The 18195-nt window shown below is 70.9% G+C and carries 16 protein-coding genes and 1 riboswitch; of the genes, 13 read left to right on the forward strand and 3 right to left on the reverse strand.

From position 1 onward, the window contains the following. Window positions 1-34: 34 nt before the first annotated feature. The 5 genes from qcrC (at window position 35) to IE263_RS20085 (ending at window position 6488) form a co-directional block, all read left to right on the forward strand. On the forward strand, window positions 35-847 hold the full coding sequence (qcrC, locus tag IE263_RS20065; RefSeq protein ID WP_189938463.1) for a cytochrome bc1 complex diheme cytochrome c subunit: 813 nt from the start codon (window positions 35-37) through the stop codon (window positions 845-847). Next, the gene (gene qcrA, locus IE263_RS20070; RefSeq protein WP_189938465.1) at window positions 844-1908 is read left to right on the forward strand and encodes a cytochrome bc1 complex Rieske iron-sulfur subunit; all 1065 of its coding nucleotides are present in this window, start codon (window positions 844-846) and stop codon (window positions 1906-1908) included. Before qcrC ends, qcrA begins: the two co-directional genes overlap by 4 nt. Continuing rightward, the gene (gene qcrB / locus IE263_RS20075) at window positions 1905-3527 is read left to right on the forward strand and encodes a cytochrome bc1 complex cytochrome b subunit (RefSeq protein ID WP_189938467.1); all 1623 of its coding nucleotides are present in this window, start codon (window positions 1905-1907) and stop codon (window positions 3525-3527) included. Before qcrA ends, qcrB begins: the two co-directional genes overlap by 4 nt. A gap of 141 nt (window positions 3528-3668) precedes the next feature. Next, complete coding sequence (trpD, locus tag IE263_RS20080; protein ID WP_189938469.1) at window positions 3669-4733, forward strand: anthranilate phosphoribosyltransferase; 1065 nt, start codon at window positions 3669-3671, stop codon at window positions 4731-4733. Window positions 4734-4807: 74 nt separating this feature from the next. Further along, a riboswitch (SAM riboswitch) is annotated at window positions 4808-4924 on the forward strand. 187 nt (window positions 4925-5111) lie between these two features. Beyond that, window positions 5112-6488, forward strand: a complete 1377-nt coding sequence (locus IE263_RS20085; RefSeq protein ID WP_189938471.1) for an aminotransferase class V-fold PLP-dependent enzyme — start codon at window positions 5112-5114, stop codon at window positions 6486-6488. 33 nt (window positions 6489-6521) lie between these two features. Here IE263_RS20085 and IE263_RS20090 read toward each other — a convergent pair whose 3' ends face one another. Together IE263_RS20090 and IE263_RS20095 are read right to left on the reverse strand one after the other, a co-directional pair. Beyond that, window positions 6522-6803, reverse strand: coding sequence for an Lrp/AsnC family transcriptional regulator (locus IE263_RS20090; protein WP_189938473.1), 282 nt, complete (start codon window positions 6801-6803; stop codon window positions 6522-6524). Continuing rightward, entirely contained in the window at window positions 6800-7546 is a 747-nt protein-coding gene (locus tag IE263_RS20095) for a rhomboid family intramembrane serine protease (protein ID WP_189938476.1), read from the reverse strand. Before IE263_RS20095 ends, IE263_RS20090 begins: the two co-directional genes overlap by 4 nt. Window positions 7547-7717: 171 nt before the next feature. Between IE263_RS20095 and IE263_RS20100 the strand changes: the two genes are divergently transcribed. The 5 genes from IE263_RS20100 to IE263_RS20120 all read left to right on the forward strand — a co-directional run bounded on the left by IE263_RS20100 (window position 7718) and on the right by IE263_RS20120 (window position 13320). Continuing rightward, window positions 7718-7957 (forward strand): hypothetical protein, encoded by a 240-nt coding sequence (locus IE263_RS20100; protein WP_189938478.1) that lies wholly within the window; start codon window positions 7718-7720, stop codon window positions 7955-7957. Window positions 7958-8033: 76 nt separating this feature from the next. After that, window positions 8034-9377 carry an NYN domain-containing protein gene (locus IE263_RS20105; RefSeq protein ID WP_189938480.1) on the forward strand — a complete coding sequence of 448 codons (1344 nt, stop codon included), beginning with the start codon at window positions 8034-8036 and terminating at the stop codon, window positions 9375-9377. Window positions 9378-9591: 214 nt separating this feature from the next. Further along, window positions 9592-10626 carry a C40 family peptidase gene (locus IE263_RS20110; protein WP_189938482.1) on the forward strand — a complete coding sequence of 345 codons (1035 nt, stop codon included), beginning with the start codon at window positions 9592-9594 and terminating at the stop codon, window positions 10624-10626. A 260-nt stretch (window positions 10627-10886) separates the two neighbouring features. Then, complete coding sequence (locus IE263_RS20115) at window positions 10887-11903, forward strand: C40 family peptidase (RefSeq protein WP_229911072.1); 1017 nt, start codon at window positions 10887-10889, stop codon at window positions 11901-11903. 223 nt (window positions 11904-12126) lie between these two features. Then, complete coding sequence (locus IE263_RS20120; RefSeq protein WP_189938486.1) at window positions 12127-13320, forward strand: hypothetical protein; 1194 nt, start codon at window positions 12127-12129, stop codon at window positions 13318-13320. Here IE263_RS20120 and IE263_RS20125 read toward each other — a convergent pair whose 3' ends face one another. Next, window positions 13321-13851 (reverse strand): PadR family transcriptional regulator, encoded by a 531-nt coding sequence (locus IE263_RS20125; RefSeq protein WP_189938488.1) that lies wholly within the window; start codon window positions 13849-13851, stop codon window positions 13321-13323. Window positions 13852-13886: 35 nt separating this feature from the next. On the opposite strand from IE263_RS20125, the gene IE263_RS20130 reads away from it, so the two are divergent. The 3 genes from IE263_RS20130 (at window position 13887) to IE263_RS20140 (ending at window position 18185) form a co-directional block, all read left to right on the forward strand. Next, entirely contained in the window at window positions 13887-15260 is a 1374-nt protein-coding gene (locus IE263_RS20130; RefSeq protein ID WP_189938966.1) for an MATE family efflux transporter, read from the forward strand. A 68-nt stretch (window positions 15261-15328) separates the two neighbouring features. Further along, a complete protein-coding gene (locus tag IE263_RS20135; protein ID WP_189938490.1) occupies window positions 15329-16471 on the forward strand; it encodes a glycosyltransferase family 4 protein in 1143 nt (380 codons plus the stop codon). A gap of 91 nt (window positions 16472-16562) precedes the next feature. Continuing rightward, window positions 16563-18185, forward strand: a complete 1623-nt coding sequence (locus tag IE263_RS20140; RefSeq protein ID WP_449342051.1) for a GMC oxidoreductase — start codon at window positions 16563-16565, stop codon at window positions 18183-18185. The last annotated feature ends 10 nt before the right edge of the window (window positions 18186-18195 follow it).

Below are 18195 nucleotides of genomic sequence, written 5' to 3' on the forward strand. Positions count from 1 at the left end.
ATCGACGCAGAAGATCCTGACACCGGGGTAATCCGTGAAAAAGCTCTCCGCACGACGACGCCATCCGCTGGCGGCGCTCGTCGTCCTACTCCTCGCGCTGGCATGCACCGGGGGGCTGTACGCCGCGTTCGCACCCGCGAGCAAGGCGCAGGCAGATGAAACCGCCCAGTCCCTGGCCATCGAAGAGGGCAAGAAGCTCTACGCCGTAGGCTGCGCCAGCTGCCACGGCACCGGCGGTCAGGGCAGCTCCGACGGTCCGAGCCTGGTCGGCGTGGGCGCCGCGGCCGTGGACTTCCAGGTCGGCACCGGCCGTATGCCCGCGGCGACCTCCCAGGGCGCCCAGGTGCCGCGGAAGAAGGTCGTCTACACGCAGGCCGAGATCGACCAGCTCGCCGCGTACATCTCCTCGCTCGGCGCCGGCCCGAACATTCCGACCGAGGCCGAGTACGGTCCGGAGGGCGCGGACATCGCCAAGGGCGGCGAGCTGTTCCGCACCAACTGCGCGCAGTGCCACAACTTCACCGGCAAGGGCGGTGCCCTCACCCGGGGCAAGTTCGCTCCGACCATCGAGGACGTGGACCCGAAGCACATCTACGAGGCCATGCAGACCGGCCCGCAGAACATGCCCTCCTTCCCCGACACCACGCTGTCGGAGCAGAACAAGAAGGACATCATCGCGTACCTGAACGCGGTCAACGGAGATGAGACGGAGAGCCCCGGCGGTCTCGAGCTGGGCGGCCTCGGGCCGGTCAGTGAGGGTCTGTTCGGCTGGATCTTCGGTCTCGGCGGACTGATCGCCGTCGCCGTGTGGGTCGCCGCCCGGACCGCAAAGGCCAAGAAGTCATGAGTAGCCAAGACATTCCAGAAGAGAACCTGCCCGCTGAGCAGGACGACCACGGTGCCCACGGTGCGGTGACCGTCGCGGACGAGAAGAACCCGTTCGCCGACCCCGGGCTGCCGCCCCACGAGCACCGGATGCAGGACATCGACGAGCGGGCCGCCAAGCGGTCCGAGCGTACGGTCGCCTTCCTGTTCACGCTGTCGATGCTGGCGACCGTCGGCTTCATCGCCTCGTTCGTGACGATCCCGGTCGACGAGTCGGTCTACATCTTCCCGCTCGGGCACATCAGCGCGCTGAACTTCGCGCTCGGCATGACGCTGGGTGTCTCCCTGTTCGCCATCGGCGCGGCGGCGGTCCACTGGGCCCGCACCCTGATGTCCGACGTGGAGATCGCCGACGAGCGTCACCCGATCGAGGCGTCCCCCGAGGTCAAGGCCAAGGTCATGGCCGACTTCAGGGACGGCGCCAAGGAGTCCGCGCTGGGCCGCCGCAAGCTGATCCGCACCACGATGTTCGGCGCGCTGGCCCTGTTCCCGCTCTCCGGTGTCGTGCTGCTGCGCGACCTGGGCCCGCTGCCCGAGGACAAGCTGCGCCACACGCTGTGGGCCAAGGGCAAGCTGCTCGTGAACATGAACACCAACGAGCCGCTGCGTCCCTCGGACGTCGCCGTCGGTTCCCTCACCTTCGCCAAGCCGGAGGGCCTGGAGGAGCACGACCACGACTTCCAGACCGAGATCGCCAAGGCCGCCCTGATGATCGTCCGGATCCAGCCGGAGAACATCAAGGACAAGCGCGAGCTCGAGTGGTCGCACGAGGGCATCGTGGCGTACTCGAAGATCTGCACCCACGTCGGCTGCCCGATCTCGCTGTACGAGCAGCAGACGCACCACGTGCTGTGCCCCTGCCACCAGTCCACCTTCGACCTGTCCGACGGTGCCCGAGTGATCTTCGGCCCGGCCGGTCACGCCCTGCCGCAGCTGCGCATCGGCGTGAACGACGAGGGCTACCTTGAGGCGCTTGGCGACTTCGAAGAGCCCGTCGGTCCTGCCTTCTGGGAGCGCGGATGAGTAACAACGACGACCGCCGCAAGGCACCCGCAGGCGAGCGGGTGGCCGACTGGGCGGACGGCCGGCTGGGGATCTACTCCCTGGCCAAGGCCAACATGCGCAAGATCTTCCCGGACCACTGGTCCTTCATGCTGGGCGAGATCTGCCTCTACAGCTTCATCATCATCATCCTCACGGGTGTGTACCTGACGCTGTTCTTCCACCCGTCGATGAACGAGGTGGAGTACCACGGCAGCTACGTCCCGCTGCAGGGACAGCTGATGTCGGAGGCGTTCGCCTCCACGCTGGACATCAGCTTCGACGTCCGCGGTGGTCTGCTCATCCGGCAGATCCACCACTGGGCGGCGATCATCTTCCTCGCCGGCATGTTCGTGCACATGATGCGCGTCTTCTTCACCGGCGCGTTCCGCAAGCCGCGTGAGATCAACTGGCTGTTCGGCTTCCTGCTGTTCGTCCTGGGCATGTTCACCGGTTTCACCGGCTACTCGCTCCCGGACGACCTGCTCTCCGGCACCGGTGTCCGCTTCACCCAGGGCGCGATCCTGTCCGTGCCGATCGTCGGCACGTACATCTCGATGTTCCTGTTCGGCGGGGAGTTCCCGGGCGGCGACTTCGTCGCGCGGTTCTACTCGATCCACATCCTGCTGCTGCCGGGCATCATGCTCGGTCTGGTGGTCGGCCACCTGATCCTGGTCTTCTACCACAAGCACACGCAGTTCGCGGGTCCCGGCCGGACCAACAAGAACGTCGTCGGCATGCCGCTGCTGCCGGTCTACATGGCCAAGGCCGGGGGCTTCTTCTTCCTGGTCTTCGGTGCCATCGCGGCCCTCGCCGGCATCGCGTCCGTCAACCCGATCTGGGCCCTGGGCCCGTATCGTGCGGACCAGGTGTCCACCGGCGCCCAGCCCGACTGGTACATGGGCTTCGCCGAGGGTCTGGTCCGCGCCATGCCGGGCTGGGAGATCAACTTCTGGGGTCACACGCTCGTCCTGGGCGTGTTCATCCCGCTGGTGCTCTTCGGTCTGTTCCTCGGTGTGATCGCGCTCTACCCGTTCATCGAGTCCTGGATCACCGGCGACAAGCGCGAGCACCACATCCTGGACCGGCCGCGCAACGCCCCGACCCGTACGGCCTTCGGCGTCGCCTGGGTCACCGGCTACATGATCATGCTGATCGGCGGTGGCAACGACATCGTCGCCACCCACTTCCATCTGTCGATCAACGCGGTCACCTGGTTCGTCCGGATCGGCTTCTTCGCCGGACCGGTCCTGGCCTTCGTCATCACCAAGCGGATCTGCCTCGGCCTCCAGCGCCGCGACAAGGACAAGGTGCTGCACGGTCGCGAGACCGGCACCATCAAGCGCCTGCCGCACGGTGAGTACATCGAGGTCCACGAGCCGCTCAGCCAGGAGCAGCTGTACACGCTCACCTCGCACGAGCAGTACGCGCCGGCCGAGATCGGCCCGACGGTCGACGAGAACGGCGTCGAGCGCAAGGTGAAGCGTTCCGAGAAGGTACGCGCCAAGCTGAGCAAGGCGTACTACGGCGAGGAGAGCCAGATCGCCAAGCCGACCGTCGAGGAGTACAAGGAGATCACGAGCGGCCACGGCCACCACTGATCACTGGGTCGCCACGCAACCAGCGAAGGGCCCCGTCCGGTGTTCGGACGGGGCCCTTCGCCGTGCCCCGCGGCTGGATAGGGTGGACCCGTTGAGACGCGCGTCCCGTAGAGCGGGACCGGACTGACCCAGGAGCGGCTTATGAGCGCTGTGACCCCCGCTGGAGGCGACACCGCGGCGGGCCGTTCCTGGCCCGAGGTGCTGAACGCCCTGCTGTACGGCCACGACCAGAGCGCCGACGCGACGGCCTGGGCGATGGACCGGATCATGCGGGGCGAGGCCACCGACGCGCAGATCGCCGGGTTCGTGGTGGCCCTGCGGGCCAAGGGCGAGACCGTCGAGGAGATCAACGGGCTCGTGCGCACGATGTACGAGCACGCGAACGTGATCGAGGTGTCGGGCCGTACGGTCGACATCGTCGGCACGGGCGGCGACGGCGCGAAGACAGTGAACATCTCCACGATGTCGGCGCTGGTGGTGGCCGGCACGGGCGCGAAGGTCGTCAAGCACGGCAACCGCGCGGCCTCGTCGGCGTCGGGCTCCTCGGACGTCCTGGAGAAGCTGGGCGTCAATCTGGACCTGTCCCCGCAGCGGGTGGCCGAGGTCGCCGAGGAGGCCGGGATCACCTTCTGCTTCGCCATCAAGTTCCACCCGGCGCTGCGTCACGCGGGCGCGGCTCGCGGCCAGTTGGGCATCCGGACGGTGTTCAACGCCCTCGGTCCGCTGACCAACCCGGCCAAGGTGCGTGCCCAGGCCGTCGGGGTCGCCGACCCGCGCATGGCACCGATCATCGCGGGTGTCTTCGCCGAACGCGGCAACTCCTCCCTGGTGTTCCGCGGTGACGACGGCCTCGACGAGCTGACGACGACGTCCACCTCCCGCGTCTGGACCGTCCGGGACGGCAAGGTCACCGAGGAGTCCTTCGACCCGCGGGACGTCGGCATCGAGCTGGTGCCGGTGGAGGCCCTGCGCGGCGGTGACCCGTCCTACAACGCCGAGATCGCCCGCCGCCTCCTCGACGGCGAGACGGGACCGGTACGGGACGCGGTGCTCCTGAACTCGGCGGCCGCGCTGGTCGCCCTGGACCCGACGGACGCACCGCTCGCCGAGCAGCTGCGGGCCGGGATGGCGAAGGCCGCGGAGGCCGTCGACTCCGGCTCCGCCAAGCGGGCGCTGGAGCGCTGGGTGGCGGCCAGCAACGCGTAAGACAGCCGGGACGCGGTCCCGTAATCCGGACACGAGTTGCGGGACCGCGATCACTTCACGTACGTTCCTGTCCAGGTCATGAGCGACAGTCATGAGGCCCCGGCCGACTGTCCGGCAACCCTCCGTCCGTGGCGGGGTGCCCCGGGTGAAGACCAGGTCGTAGGCAGCGAGGTCTACGGCAAGCGCGGACCCCTCGAGAAACCAGGGGTCCTGGTCGTCGAGGAGCCTTCCGTGAGCAAGCGAATGCGATAGGGCCGCAGAGCCCCGCCTCCGCATCCCCCTTTTTCTCCTTCACCCACGCTGAGCCATACCCTCCGCCATATCCGTCGTACGGGTGCTCGCGTGGTGAATTCAGCCTGCTTTCACGGGAGTTCACCCATGTCCGTCTCCACCGCTGCCGCCGCCCAGTCTCTTTGTGCCCCGCTGCCCGTTCTGGGCCGGGATGTCACCGTCCCGCTCGTCACGGGCGGCGAAGTCACCTATGCGGCGCTCGACTACGCGGCCAGTGCCCCCGCCCTCCAGCGCGTCTGGGACGACGTGGCGGCCTACGCCCCGTACTACGGCAGCGTCCACCGCGGTGCCGGCTACCTCTCCCAGCTCTCCACGGACCTCTTCGAGAACGCCCGCAGGACGGTCGCGGAGTTCCTCGACTGCCGGGCCGACGACCAGCTGGTCTTCACCCGCTCCACCACCGACTCCCTGAACCTCCTCGCCGCCGCGCTCCCCGCCGACTGCCAGGTCTTCGTCTTCGAGACCGAGCACCACGCCTCGCTGCTGCCGTGGAAGGACGCCCGGGTCACCTACCTCGACGCCCCCCGCACCCCGCGCCAGGCCGTCGAGACCCTGGAGCGCGCCCTCGCCGACCGCACTGTGTCCATTGAAGGGGGCCACGGCCCGGCCCTGGTCTGCGTCACCGGCGCCTCGAACGTCACCGGCGAGCTGTGGCCCGTACGCGAGCTGGCGGCCGCCGCTCACGCGCATGGTGCCCGGATCGTCCTGGACGCCGCCCAGCTGGCCCCGCACCACCCGGTGAGCATCCGTGACCTGGACGTCGACTGGGTCGCCTTCTCCGGTCACAAGCTGTACGCCCCGTTCGGCTCCGGTGTCCTGGCCGGCCGCGCCGACTGGCTGCGCACGGCGGAGCCGTACCTCGCGGGCGGCGGCGCCAGCCGCAAGGTCACGCGGCGGGAGGACGGGGGAGTGGACGTGGAGTGGCACGAGACCGCGGCCCGGCACGAGGCGGGCTCCCCGAACGTCATCGGCGCCTACTCCATCGCCTCCGCCTGCAAGGCCCTCACCGAGGCGGGCTTCGACACGCTGGTCGCCCGCGAGCAGTACCTGATCGAGAAGGTGCGGGCAGGCCTCGCCGAGGTCCCCGAGGTGCGGGTCCTGTCCCTCTTCGGCGACGACGCCCCGCGGGTGGGCGTCCTCTCCTTCGTCGTCGAGGGCTGGAACAGCTCCCACTTCGCCGCCGCCCTGTCCGCCGAGTACGGCATCGGCGTCCGCGACGGCCTCTTCTGCGCCCACCCCCTGGTCCGCACCCTCCTCGGCACCGACCCGCAGACCCAGGGCGAGTGCGGCGCCCCCGAGGCGGCCCCGGGCGAGAAGTCCCTCAACGCGATCCGCGTGAGCTTCGGCGCGGGAACACCGGACGAGCACGTGGAGCGCTTCGTGAACGCGGTGCGGGAGCTGGTGACCGAGGGCGCGAAGTGGCAGTACCGCACGGAGGACGGCCGCTGCGTCCCCGCGGTGTAGGAGGATCTTCGCCCGGAGGCGGTGTTCAGGCGCTCAGGAGTCCAGCCCGATCGCGAACGCCGCCTCCAGGTCGTGCTGCGAGTACGTACGGAAAGCGACGTGCGTGTCCGTCGCCTCCACCCCCGGGATCTTGCTGATCCGGCCGGGAATGACCTCGGCCAGGTCCTCGTGCTGCCTGACCCGCACCATCGCGATCAGGTCGTACGTCCCGGTCACGGAGAACACCTCGCTCACGCTGTCCAGCGAAGCGATCGACTCGGCGATCTCGGGAATCCGGTCCACGCTGGTCTTGATGAGGACGATCGCGGTGATCACGGCTGGTTCTCTCCCTCGGGGGCCGGAGCTGGGGCGGCCTTCACTCTAGTCGGATGGTCGAAGCGGGCCCACGCGTAGCAGAAGCCCAGGCCGAAGCCCAGCACGTGGGCCAGGTACGCCACGCCGGGGCCCTGCCCGGCCTGCCCCGCGGCCAGCCACTGCAGCGCCGCCCAGAAGGGCAGCACCACCCAGGCCGGGAAGCGCAGCGGCAGGAAGAAGAGGAACGGCAGGAGACTGGTCACGCGTGCCCGGGGGAACAGGTACAGGAACGCGCCGAGGACCGCCGAGATGGCCCCGGAGGCGCCGACCAGGGACCGCTCGGAGTCGGCGTCGGCGGCGGCGTAGCCCAGGAGGGCCAGGTAACCGCAGCCGAGGTAGAAGAGCGCGAACTGGACGCGGCCCATCCGGTGCTCGGTCATCGCCCCGAAGACGTAGAGGAAGAGCATGTTGCCCAGCAGGTGCACCCAGCTGCCATGGATGAACAGGGCCGTCGCGGGGGTGAGGGCGGCGGGTGCGGAGCCCTCGAACAGGTCGGCCGGGATCACGCCCCACCGCCGGAAATAGGCCCGCTGCGCGGCCGGCAGCTCCTCGCCGGTGCCGTACGCCGGACTGAGGCCCGAGGCGGGGCCGATCGCGAAGATCAGGCAGCACAGGGCGATCAGTCCGTAGGTCACTGGCGCCGAAGGCCGCCGGAGCGCTCGGCTCACCGTCCTGCTCACGGTCCCGCTCCCGTCGCTGATCATGGACACAGAGCATGACGTAACGGGACGCACTACCCCAGGCCGCCTCGCCGCCGTGGACGGACGGGCGGCGAGTACCCGCCAGGCCGTAGGGTTACGAGCCACACGCGGCGGGGAGCCTTGGGCGCGACCCGACGCTTGAAGACCGACACTAGAAGGAAGCGGACAGTCACGATGACGGTTCCCCTGCCGACCGCCGCGACGCGGTGGCGCTGCACGCTCTGCGGCAACCTCACCCGGTTCGACGTGACGCGCTCGTCGAAGGTCGTCGAGTACGTGCACCTCGATCTCGCCGGTGAGCCGACGATCGAGGAGCGCCAGGTGGTCAGTGAGACCATCGAGTCGGTGCGGTGCCGTTGGTGCAACGCCGTGGACCAGGTGGAACTCGTGGACAGGCCGGGCGCCGGCTCCTGACGATGGGGGTCCCCCCGCTCGAGCGAAGTCGAGAGTGGGGGAGGGCTCCGCACAGCTAGCTAGTGGGGTGTGACGGATGGTGGAGAGCGCAGGCGGGGGGCCGGGCGACGGCGCCGCTGAGGTGCTCGACCGTCCGCTGCCCGACGGTGTGCGCCGCCGGGTCGTCCAGATCGTCTCGGACGGCTTCGGCGGTCTGACCGTCGGTGAACTGCCTGCCCAGTTGCGGCAGTATGCCAGGTTCGCCCCGAATCGGCGGGCCAAGTTCGCGGGCAACGCGATGGCGGCCGCGCTGGAGACCGACCCGCTGTTCCGGCAGCGCATCGCGGAGAAGTTCAGAGAGGTCCAGCCGGAACTGGCCGGCGCGCTCGACTCCGGCTCGCCGCCCCCGGCCGCGGATCCGCTCGATGTGGCGGCCGCGGCCTACGTACTGCGGCCCACCGGCTGGGTGAAGCTGGTGACCGCGGCCGGTGAGGAGGCGCAGCGGGCGGACGCCGAGCGGGCCGGCGAGGAGAGCCGGGCGGAGCTGGAGCGGCTGCGTGAGCAGCTCGCCCAGGCGCGGGAGCAGACCCGCGCCGAGACCGAACGGCTGCGTACCGAGCTGGAGGCGGCGAAGAAGGAAGCGGACTCGCTTCATCGCAAGCTGCGTTCGGCCCTCAGTGACGTCAAGCGTGGCGAGGCGGCCCTGCGCAAGGTGCAGGGCGAGATCGAGGCCGTACGGGCCGAGGGGCAGGCGCAGGTGTCCGCGGCCGAGAGCGAGGCGCGGCGGCTGAAGGCGCGGCTCAGTGAGGCGGAGGCCGCCCTGGAGGCGACCCGGCGGGCGGCGCGCGAGGGGCGCAGTGTCGAGGACATGCGGGTGCGGCTGCTGCTGGACACCGTGCTGGACGCGGCCCAAGGGCTGCGCCGGGAACTGGCGTTGCCGCCCGTGTCGGTCCGCCCGGCGGAGACCGTGGATGCGGTCGAACCGGGACGAATGACCCCGAAGGACATCGCCGCGCGGGCGTTGTCCGAGAACGACCCCGCGATCCTGGACCAGTTGCTCGCGCTGCCGCAGGCGCATCTCGTCGTCGACGGCTACAACGTCACCAAGACCGGCTATCCCCAGATGCCGTTGGAGAAGCAGCGTCTGCGGCTGCTGGGGCAGCTCTCGCAGCTCGCCGCGCAGACCGGCGCCGAGGTCACCTGTGTCTTCGACGGCGCCGAACTGGCCGCGCCGGTCCTGCTCGCGCCGCCGCGCGGGGTGCGGGTGCTGTTCTCCAAGCCGGGGGTCACCGCCGACGAGCTGATCCGCCAGCTGGTGCGCGCCGAGCCGCCCGGCCGGCCGGTCATCGTCGCCTCGACCGACCGCGAGGTGGCCGACGGGGTCGCGCGGGCGGGGGCGCGGCCGGTGGCTTCTGCGGTACTTCTCAAGCGGCTGACCTGAAGGTCAACCTTCAGGGCGAATGCCCGAATTGGCATAGGTGTCACGCAACGTAGCGTCAACCTGGCATCACTGCTGGTGTGTTAGTCGTAAAGAATGCATTGCGTCACAGACTTTTTTGGTGCGAGGATTTGAACTGATCACAGGATGGTCACTAGGGTCTGCCATCATCGAATCTCCGCACGAGTGATCACTCACAAGAAGGAGCTCGTCCTCCGTGGCGTCCCACCGTCGTCCCAAGCAGCCGAGCCGCGCACGTGTGACCGTGCTGACCACCGCCGCTGCCGCCGCTGTCGCCCTGAGTTCGCAGGCTGCCAACGCCGCGCCGAGCGAGAAGCCGAGCAAGGACGAGGTCAAGGCCAAGGTCGACAAGCTCTACGAAGAGGCGGAGCACGCCACCGAGAAGTTCAACGGGGCCAAGGAGAAGCAGGAGAAGCTCCAGAAGGAGATCTCCACCATCCAGGACAACGTCGCCCGCGGCCAGGAAGAGCTCAACGAGCTGCGCGACAGCATCGGCCTCGCGGCCGCCGCCCAGTACCGCACGGGCACCATCGACTCCTCCCTCCAGCTCTTCCTCTCCTCGAACCCGGACGACTACCTGGACAAGGCGTCCACCGCCGACCAGCTCAGCGCCCAGCAGGTCGAGGCCCTGAAGAAGATCCAGGAGAAGCAGCGCGAGCTCGCCCAGGACCGCGCCGAGGCCTCCGACAAGCTCAAGGACCTCACTTTCACCCGCACCGAGCTGGCCAAGCAGAAGAAGGCGGTCCAGGGCAAGCTCGCCGAGGCGCAGAAGCTCCTCAACACGCTGACGGCTCAGGAGAAGGCCGCCCTGGCCGCCGCCGACGCCCGCGCCAGCCGCGACGCCGGCGAGCGCGTCGACCTCGGCAACACCGGCCCCGCCTCCGGCCGCGCCCTCGCCGCCTTCCAGGCCGCCCAGAGCAAGATCGGCTCGCCCTACGTCTGGGCCGCCTCCGGCCCGAACTCCTTCGACTGCTCGGGCCTGACCTCCTGGGCCTACGCCCAGGCCGGCGTCCAGATCCCGCGCATGTCCCAGGACCAGGCCAACGCCGGTACGCGCATCTACTCCCAGTCCGACCTCAAGGTCGGCGACCTGGTCATCTTCTACAGCGACCTGCACCACGTCGGCTTCTACGCGGGCAACGGCCAGATCCTGCACGCCCCGCGCTCCGGCACGGTCGTGCGCTACGAGTCGATCAACAACATGCCGTTCCAGTTCGGCGTCCGGATCTGACCGTCCCTCAAGGACCTCCGGCCCGCGCGGGCAGGTTTCAAGATCAGGACCTCGTGGCGCCCGAACGGGCGAATCGGAACAACCAGGTGTGACCCCACGCCCCGCCGATGACCTGCGTCAGAGGCGGGGCGTCACTGTGCGTGACCTCGGAGTTTCTTTGGTCGGCCCTCGGTCCCGGGGCTACTGTCTGCCGCGTTTCCCCCGGCACCCCGTGCCGAGGGGACGGTCTCTGTCCGCCAGTGGAAGGAGCGCGGCTTCCCGTGAGGTCCCATCGCCGCCTTGCACCGCCCGTGACCGACCGGGGCGCCCTGTGCGTCCTGTCCGCCGCGGCCGCCGCCCTGGGCGCCCTGGCCGCCGCCGTACCGGCCCCGGCCGCGCCGTACGACGACGCCGGGGCCGAGGTGGGCCGTCTCTACGAGGAGGCCGAGAAGGCCACCGAGGCCTTCAACAAGGCCGGTGAACAGGCCGGCACGCTGCGCCGGCAGGTCGGTGACGCCCAGGACCGGATCGCCCGCCAGCAGGAGCGGGTCAACGATCTGCGGGGCCGGCTCGGCACGCTGGCCGGCGCCCAGTACCGCTCGGGCGGCCTCGACCCGTCCCTGGCGCTGCTGTTCGCCGACGACCCGGGCGACTACCTCGACAGGGCCGTCGTCCTCGACCGGATCACCCTCCATCAGGCCGGCGAGCTGAAGGACCTTCAGGACGCCCTGCGGGAACTCGCCCAGGAACGCGCCGAGGCCACCCGCAAGCTCGGCGAACTGGAGAAGAGCCGCAGGGCCGTCGCCCGGCACAAGCGGACCGTCGAGCAGAAGCTCGCCACGGCCCGGCACCTGCTCAACTCCCTGCCGTTCGCGGAGCGAGCCGCCTACGAACGGGCCTCCCGCTCCGGCCGCTTCGACCTGTCCGGCCTCGGGGACGCCGTGCCGCTCCCGGGCCGTGCGGCCGCCGCGGTGGCCGCCGCCCGCTCCGCGCTCGGCAAGCCGTACGTCTGGGGCGGCAACGGCCCCTCAGGCTTCGACTGTTCGGGCCTGATGCAGTGGTCGTACGCGCAGGCCGGCGTCTCCCTGCCGCGCACCTCGCAGGCCCAGGCGCACGCCGGCCGGCAGGTCCCGCTCTCCCAGGCCCGACCCGGCGACCTCGTCACCTACCGCTCCGACGCCAGCCACGTCGGCATGTACGTCGGCAACGGCCAGGTCATCCACGCCCCGTATCCGGGCGCGCCCGTGCGCTACGACCCGGTGGGGATGATGCCGGTCTCGGCGGTGACGCGGCCCTGAGGGGTGCCTTCGGCGATGGCCGTGGGGAGGCGGGTGGGGGGCGTGCGGCGCGGGCGGGAGCGGTTGCTTGCGGGCAGTGCGGTGAGGGTGTCGTCTGTCGCCCGGCGGTCGGCCGTGTCGGTGACGGCAGGTGCCGTTCTTCGCGCTGACTCGGTCCTGACCGGGGTCGGCCGGGTTCGCAGGGCGGGTTCCGCTTCGGGCGGGGCGCCGTACGATCGGGAGGATGGCTGGTCGTGGGCGGGCGCGCGGATCCGGAGCCGTGGGGCTCGCGGTGCTGCTGCTCGTCCTTCTCGTGGGGTGCGGTGGGCGTCCCGCGACGGACAGTGCCCGGGCCGACGTGCAGCGGGTGCTCGACCGGCGGGCCGCGGCAGTCCTGGCCCACGACCGGAGCGCCTACGCCGCCACCGGTGACAGCACCGGATACACCCGCCTGCGGGCCGTACCGCTGGCCGCCTGGTCGTACCGGGTGACCGCCGTCGACCGCGAGGGCGACACCGCCACCGCCGCCGCCGAGTTGAGCTTCCGGATAGCGGGCTACGACAAGGCGCCGGCGACCGTGGCCCGGACGCTGAGCCTGAGCCGCGGCGCGGACGGGCAGTGGTCCGTGACCTCGGAGCGGCCCGCGAAGAAGGCCGGGGCGCAGCTGTGGGACCAGGGCACGGTGGCCGTCGTCCGGGGCGCGCACAGTCTCGTCCTGGGCGTCGGGCAGAGCGGCACCCGGCTGCGGACCTTCGCGAACCTGGCCGACCGCGCGGTCCCGGCGGTCTCGCAGGCGTGGGGCACCGACTGGGCGCGGCACGTCGTTCTCCTCGTACCGAAGTCGCTGGACGGCATGGCGGCCCTGCTCGGCTCGCCCGCCTCCTCCTACCGGGGGATCGCCGCGGTCACCACGGCCGAGACGGGCGGCGCGGCCAAGGCGCCCGCGGACCGGGTCGTCGTCAACCCGGACGCGTACGCCGTGCTCGGCCCGGTCGGGCAGCAGGTCGTGCTCACCCACGAGACCACCCATGTCGCCACCCGCGCCCACACCAACGCCGCCACCCCGCTGTGGCTGTCCGAGGGGTACGCCGACTGGGTCGGCTACCGCGGCACCGGGCGCACCCCGTCGCAGGTCGCGCCCGAGCTGCAGAACGCCGTCCGTCAAGGACAGGTCCCGGAGGGGCTGCCGGCCGACGGCGACTTCGGATTCTCCGGTGACGCGAACCGGCTGGCGCGGGCGTACGAGGGCGGCTGGATGGCCTGCCGGATGATCGCGGAGCAGTGGGGCGAGGAGCGGCTGGAGGCGTTCTACCGGGCCGTCGGGGAGCACGGGAAACGGGACGGGGCGGTCGAGGGCGCGATGCGGAGCGTGCTGGGGACGACGCTGCAGGACTTCACCGCCGGGTGGCGGCAGTACCTGCACGACCAGCTGGGCTGATCAGCCCGCCCGCTCCAGCTGGGCGATCGCCTCGGTGAGCCAGGCCCGCTCCGCCTCGCCCGTCGCCCGCGCCACCCGCAGCATGCCCTGCCGGAACAGGTCCCCGGCCTCCTCCGCCCGTACGGGCTCGCCCTCCCGGTAGAAGAAGCTGGACGGGGTCTCGAGGAACTCCAGGCGGCGGCGCAGCACGGCCGCCTGCTCGTGCCGGTCGGGAAGGTGGCGCAGGAACGAGAGGACGGTGTTGAAGCGGACCTGATCGGTGATCTCGGTCTGCTTCGGGTGGCGCAGCCGCTCCAGCAGGTCCGCGCGGCCGGCGTCCGTCAGGGACAGCACCCGGCGCGGGGCCGCGCTCGCGCCCTCCTCCGTGTGCTGGTCGAGCTTGCCGGCCGTCACCAGACGGGTGATCGCCGGGTAGAGCGCGCCGTCGCTGACCGGGCGGACGTGGCCGCTCAGCGCCTTGATCCGCTCCTTCAGCTCGTAACCGTGCAGGGGTTGTTCGGCGAGGAAGCCGAGGATCGACAGTTCCAGCATCGGCGGGACCCCTCCTTGCGGTGGCCGTGACAACCATGCTACCTCTTATCGAGCTACCTCGTTTAGAGGTAGCTCGCTTCGAGGGGCCCATCGCCGTGAACCGTCACCGCAAGCAGCTGATCGCGCTCGCACACCCCGTCTACCTCTCCCTCCTCGCCTCGGTCGCCGCCGGGCTGATCAACACCGTCTGGGTCTCCCGGCTCGGCGGTCCGGCGGTCGCCGCCGTGGCGGTCGCCACCAACACCGAGAACGTGCTGCTCGGCGTCGCCCTGGTCTTCGCCTCCGGGACGACCGTGCTGGTCGCGCACGCCCGGGGCGCACGGGATCCGGCCGCCGTGCGCGCGGCCGTACGCGGTGGCTGGGCGCTGTGCGCGGTGGTCACGCCGGTCGTCGCCGTGGGCGGGTTCCTGCTGCGCGAGCCGCTGTCCCGGCTGGTGCTCGGCGGCGACGACGGCCCGGCCCTGTCCCTCGCGGTCTCCTACTTCGCGATCTCCCTGCCGGGCATGGCCGTCTTCTTCGCCCAGAACCTCGTCGACGGCATCCTCAAGGGCGCCGGCGACACGAGAACCCCGATGCGGCTCGCCCTCCTCGCGAACGGCCTGATCCTGGCCCTCGACCCGCTCTTCATCCACCTCTACGGCGTCCCGGGCGCCGCCGCCTCCACCGTGCTCTGCCGGAGCGTGGCCCTGGGCGTGGGGCTGGTCGCCCTGCGCCGCAACGCCCTGCTGCGCTCGGCCGCCGACGCCCCGCACGGCGGAGCCCCGCTGCGGCGGACACTGACGACCGGCCTGCCGATGTCCCTCGACTTCACGGTGCGGCAGGCCGGCGCGCTCGGGCTGGTCGCGGTCGTGGCGCGGCTCGGGGTGACGGCCGTGGCCGCGTACGCGATCGCCTACAAGGTCCTGTACGTCGCCACGATGGCCTTCTACGCGGTGCGACAGGCCGCCTCCATCCACACCGCGCACACCCGGGGCGCCGGGAAGGACGAGCGGCGGGCGATCGGCCGGCAGGCGCTGCTCGTCTCCGGGACGGTCGGGCTGGCGGCGGCCCTGACGCTGGCCGCCACGGCCCCATGGATCATGGCCGCGTTCGGCGCCGGCCCCGCCGTGGCCCACGAGGGCGTGCTGTTCCTGCGCTGCGTCGGGCCGTATCTCCTGCTGATGGCCGGGTTCATCGCGCTCGGCGGGGTCTTCGAGGGCAGCGGGGGAGCGCCGCTGCTGCTGCGGGTGACCGTGCTCGGTACGGCTGTCCAGCTGCCGCTCGCGTACGGCCTGTCGGGGCTCGGGCTGCCGGGGGTGTGCCTGGCCCTGGCGCTCGCGATGGCGGTGCAGTGCGCGGTGGTGGGCGGGCTGCTGCGGCGGGCCCGGCGTCAGGAGGAGACCGGGGACTCCCTGGTCCGGGCGGCCTGACCGGGGAGGAGAGTCGTGCGGCACGGCCGGGCACAGCCGTGAACACAGGTTGGATAGGGTCGGCCGCGATGCACAAGACCCTGATCGTGACGAACGACTTTCCGCCCCGCCCCGGCGGCATCCAGGCGTTCCTGCACAACATGGCGCTCCGCCTCGACCCCGAGCGGCTCGTCGTCTACGCGTCCACCTGGAAGCGCAGCCGGGAGGGGATCGAGGCGACGGCCGACTTCGACGCCGAGCAGCCCTTCACCGTCGTACGGGACCGGACGACGATGCTGCTGCCGACGCCGGGGGCGACCCGGCGGGCCGTGGGGCTGCTGCGGGAGCACGGGTGCACGTCGGTGTGGTTCGGGGCGGCCGCGCCGCTCGGGCTGATGGCGCCCGCGCTGCGGAAGGCCGGCGCCGAGCGGCTGGTGGCCACGACGCACGGCCACGAGGCCGGATGGGCCCAGTTGCCCGCCGCCCGGCACCTGCTGGGGCGGATCGGCGAGGCCACGGACACGATCACCTACCTCGGTGAGTACACACGCTCGCGGATCGCGACCGCGCTGAGCACCGAGGCGGCCGGGCGGATGGTGCAGCTGCCGCCGGGCGTCGACGAGAAGACCTTCCATCCCGGCTCCGGCGGCGACCAGGTCCGCGCGCGGCTCGGGCTCACCGACCGGCCGGTGGTGGTGTGCGTCTCGCGGCTCGTGCCGCGCAAGGGCCAGGACACGCTGATCCTGGCCATGCCCCGGATCCTGGCCGCCGAGCCGGAGACCGTGCTGCTGATCGTCGGCGGCGGGCCCTACGAGAAGGACCTGCGGCGACTGGCCCACGAGAGGGGGGTCGCGGGCTCCGTCCGCTTCACCGGATCCGTGCCCTGGTCGGACCTGCCCGCCCACTACGGCGCCGGGGACGTCTTCGCCATGCCCTGCCGCACCCGCCGGGGCGGGCTCGACGTCGAGGGGCTCGGGATCGTCTACCTGGAGGCCTCCGCGACCGGCCTGCCCGTCGTCGCCGGCGACTCCGGCGGCGCCCCGGACGCCGTACTCGACGGCGAGACCGGCTGGGTCGTACGGGGCGGCTCCCCCGAGGAGGCCGCCGAGCGGATCGTGGCCCTGCTCGGGGACGCGGAACTGCGCCGCAGGATGGGGGAGCGGGGCAGGCAGTGGGTGGAGGAGAAGTGGCGGTGGGATCTGTTGGCCGAGAGGCTCAAGGAGCTGCTGTGAACGGCCGTTCCAAAGGTCTGGGCAAACCCCGCCGCGTGCACTAGGCGGAGCAGCAAAATCCGCACATGCTGCGCACATGACAGCAAAACTGATGCAGCATCAGCTGACAAGACGTCAAATCCTCGGTATGGCCGCCCTCCAGACGGCAGCCACCCTCGGCTTCACCCGCGTCGGACTCGCCTCCGCCCGAGCCGCCGAGCCCGACGCGGTCGACTCCGCCCCCGCGATCGTCGTCGGCTCCGGCTACGGCGGCGCCGTGGCCGCCCTCCGCCTCGGCCAGGCCGGCATCCGCACCCTCGTCCTGGAAATGGGCCGGCTGTGGAACACCCCCGGCGCCGACGGCAAGGTCTTCTGCAGCACCGCCAACCCCGACCGGCGCTCCATGTGGTTCCGCACCCGCACCGAGGCGCCCCTGGCCACCTTCCTGTGGCTGGACGTCGTCAACAAGGACATCAGCCCGTACCCCGGTGTCCTGGACCGTGTCCGCTTCGCCGACATGTCGGTCTTCCTGGGCCGTGGCGTCGGCGGAGGTTCGCTGGTCAACGGCGGGATGGCGGTCACCCCGCTTCAGTCCTACTTCGCCGAGCAGTTCCCGGCCGTCGACGTCACCGAGATGTACTCCACGTACTTCCCGCGCGCCCGCGCCATGCTCGGCGTCAACTCGATCGACCCCGCCTGGTTCGAGTCGACCGAGTGGTACCGGTTCAGCCGGGTCTCCCGGAAGCACGCCGCGAACACCGGCCTGAAGACCACCTTCGTGCCCAACGTCTACGACTTCGGCCACATGCAGCGCGAGGCCGCCGGCACCGCCACCAGGTCGGCCCTGGGACAGGAGGTCATCTACGGCAACAACCACGGCAAGCGCAGCCTCGACAAGACGTACCTGGCCTCCGCGCTCGGCACCGGGAACGTCACCCTCCACACCATGGAGAAGGTGAAGTCGGTCAGCCGGGCGGGCGACGGCACCTGGGTGCTGACCGCCGACCGCTTCGACGACACCGGCGCGGTCGTCGAGACCAAGCAGTACGGCTGCACCTACCTCTTCCTCGGCGCCGGCAGCCTGGGGACCAGCGAACTCCTGGTCAGGGCAAGGGAGACGGGCACGCTCCCGGCACTGGACGCGAGCGTCGGGGCCGGCTGGGGACCCAACGGGAACGTGATGCTCGGGCGGGCCAACCACCTGTGGGACACCGTCGGCGCCAACCAGTCGACCATGCCGGTGATGGGCATCGACGACTGGGCCAACACCGCCAACCCCGTCTTCGCCGAGATCGCCCCGCTGCCGACGGGCCTCGAGCACTGGGTCAGCCTCTACCTGGCGATCACCAAGAACCCGCAGCGGGCGTCGTTCACGTACGACAGCGCCACGGGCGGTGTGAAGCTCGGCTGGACGGCGGCGCAGAGTGCCGTCTCCATGCGCATGGCGAAGAAGCTGTTCGACCGGATCAACTCGGCGAACTCGACGATCTACCGGTACGACCTGTTCGGCTCGGCCGACAAGGTGTTCGCCGACGACTTCACCTACCACCCGCTGGGCGGCTGCGTGTTGGGGAAGGCGACCGACAACTACGGCCGGGTGAAGGGGTATTCCAAGCTGTACGTCACCGACGGCTCGCTGGTTCCCGGCAACATCGGGGTGAACCCGTTCGTCACCATCACCGCGCTCGCCGAACGCACGATGGCGCGGGTCCTCGCCGAGGACACCGCGCCATGAGACGACTCGG

The organism is Streptomyces aurantiogriseus (assembly GCF_014649375.1).
GTDB classification, from domain to species: Bacteria; Actinomycetota; Actinomycetes; order Streptomycetales; family Streptomycetaceae; genus Streptomyces; species Streptomyces aurantiogriseus.